Genomic DNA, 2567 nt, shown 5'->3' on the forward strand with positions numbered 1-2567 from the left:
GCCCCCTCCGCCGCCGCCCTGCCGGGTGCCGTGCCCGGCGCAGCCGCCCACCGCCAAGGCGGCGGCCAGCAGGTCGGCGCCCCACATCGCGTGAAAGCGGCGCATGACACTCCCCTCGGCGCGGATATCTGCGCGTCCAAAAGTACGGGAGGACCGATTCTCGCGGGCAAACGGCGCCGATGACGATGGTCAACATCTTTTCAAATGAACGCGGCGGGCCGCTGCTCTGCTCTACAGCGGCTAGGGTCCCCCGCTGTGACCAGGAATTCAGCACCGGAAACAGCCCGAAAACACCCGGCAAAAGCCGCGATGTCGATAGCCGGGCGAATCTCAGGGGCCGCGCTGGCGTGCTCGCTGACGATCACGGCGTACGGCCCGCCCGTCTCGGCGCGCACGGACCCGCCACCCCCGCACCACATGAACCTGCCGAAGCCCACGCCACCCGGCGGCGACGCCCTTCCGTTCGTGGTCACGGGCTCCTCGGCGGCCTCGTCCGCGCCGACCGTCGCCGTGATCGGAGACTCGGTGGCCCGCGACTACGCCTACTACCTCGGCCGGCGGCTCGGACCACACGGCGTGCGCGTCATCGACGGCGCGCTGTCGGGCTGCCCGATCGGCACGCTGCCTTTCCTTTCCACCATCCATGACATCACCAAGAAGCTCCGCGGCGGCGATTGCCCGAAACTCGTGAAGGCGAAGCAGAACGCCATCGTGACGAAATACGCGCCGCCGGTCATCCTGTGGCATTCGATCACCGAGATATGGGACATAGAAGGCGCCACCGGAAAAGTGCCGTCGGGTTCGGAGGAATGGTCGAGAAAAGTGATGGCACAGTGGGATGACACGCTCGCCCGGGTCGGTCGCGGCGGCGCACAGGTGGTGGTCATCCTGCCGCTCTGGTACGAGCGCTCAGCGCCGCACCGGCTCGACGTCCCGGGGCCGAGCGTGGAGAAGCTGCGCGACCTGTACGTCCGCTGGGCGGCCCGGCACCGCGGCAAGGTGTCGATCGTGGACGTGGCGCCGCTGGTCTGCCCGACCGGGCCACCCTGCGGGCCGGTGAACGGCATCGACTTCCGGCCGGACACGACCCACTACGACGACCCCGGCGGCAGCCGCGTCGCCGACTACCTGACCGCGCACGTCCCCGCCCTCACCCGCCTCGACCGGGCGGCGAAGGGCTCCGGGGCCTGAGGTCACCGGCCGACGGCCAGGTATCGCGCGAGGTGGTCGACCACCTCGCGCGCGTCGTCCTCGATGCCGTAGATGAAGGTGGACTTGCGCCGCCGCAGCACGGGCAGGCCGAGCGCATACAGTCCCGGGCCGTCGACCACGCCGCCCTCGTGCCGCAGCCGGCCCTTCTCGTCGACGACGGGCACGTCGAGCCATCCGTAGTCGGGCCGAAAACCCGTCGCCCACACGACCGCGGCGATCTCGCCGCTTCGCAGGTCGAGTTGCAACCGTGCCCGCTCGGGCACGCGTGTCGGCGCGAAACGCTCGGGAGGGTCGATCTCGGCGTCGCGCCCCTGCGTCCGCGCCCACTCGTCGAACGTCTCCAGCAGGCGGTTCATCTTCAGGTCCGCGAGCGAGAACACATTGCGCAGGCCACCGGAGAACAGCGCACGGCCGTCGCGTACGGCCGCCCAGCGGCCCACCGGCTCGACGCCCATCGAGGTGAGCGCGTTGAGATCGAGCGTCGTCCGCTCGGGCGTCCCGACCAGCTGGGGTGAGGGCAGCCGCCGGGCCCGCGTGAGGTCGTCGACCTCGTCGTACCGCTGGTCCCACAGGCCCGAGGCGTCCATCCACCACAGCACGTCGCGTCCGCGGTACGTGCGGGGCAACCGCACCTGCTCCCCCGCCGAGAGGGTCACCGGCCGGCCCGACCGCCGCAGCTCGGCGGCCAGTTGCACGCCGGTCGCCGACGCGCCCACGACGAGCACGCCGCCGTCGGGAAGCCCGGCGGGACCGCGGTAGTCGAAGGGCGTCAGCTGCTCCACCGAGGCGGGTACCGCGGCGCTGAACGGCGGCATCGTCGGCCGGTTGCAGGCGCCACTCGCGATGACCACCGTCCGGCAGCGGATCACACCGGCGTCCGTCGTCACGTGGTACCCGGCGTCGACGCGCCGCACCGACGTGACCGTCACGCCGGTGCGGACGGGAGCGCCCGAGACCTTGGCGAAGCGCTCGATGAACTCGGTCACCTCGGCCATCGTCAGGTAGCCGTCGGGATCCGGGCCTTCGTAGCCGAGGCCCGGCAGGCGGCTCTGCCAGTTGGGAGTGAGCAGCCGCAGCGAGTCCCAGCGTTCGCGCCGCCAGGAGTTCGCCACCTCGCCGCGCTCCAGCACCACGTGGTCGATCGACCGGGCGCGGAGGAAGTGGCTCGCGGCGAGGCCTGCGTGCCCCGCGCCGATGACGACGGTCGTGACGCGCTCGATGACGGTGCTCCTAGCGCCTGTCTCGAAGTGGTCGGGTCGTGGGTTTTCCACAGCCGTGCGTGTGGTCTTTCTTTGGCGTGTGGGGTGGCTTGACAATGGAAGTGGGGTCGGCGCCCCCTGGGAGGGCGGGGAGTG

The 2567-nt window shown here is 71.1% G+C and carries 2 protein-coding genes; one reads left to right on the forward strand and one right to left on the reverse strand.

All coding sequences use genetic code 11. The annotated features are described in order from the left end of the window. Positions 1-417 precede the first annotated feature (417 nt). Positions 418-1191 (forward strand): SGNH hydrolase domain-containing protein, encoded by a 774-nt coding sequence (locus ACFFNX_RS47440; protein ID WP_378212988.1) that lies wholly within the window; start codon positions 418-420, stop codon positions 1189-1191. Between the two features lie 2 nt (positions 1192-1193). Here ACFFNX_RS47440 and ACFFNX_RS47445 read toward each other — a convergent pair whose 3' ends face one another. Continuing rightward, positions 1194-2483 carry an NAD(P)-binding domain-containing protein gene (locus tag ACFFNX_RS47445; RefSeq protein WP_378212989.1) on the reverse strand — a complete coding sequence of 430 codons (1290 nt, stop codon included), beginning with the start codon at positions 2481-2483 and terminating at the stop codon, positions 1194-1196. Between the last annotated feature and the right edge of the window lie 84 nt (positions 2484-2567).

Source organism: Actinoallomurus acaciae, assembly GCF_042429965.1.
GTDB lineage: Bacteria > Actinomycetota > Actinomycetes > Streptosporangiales > Streptosporangiaceae > Actinoallomurus > Actinoallomurus acaciae.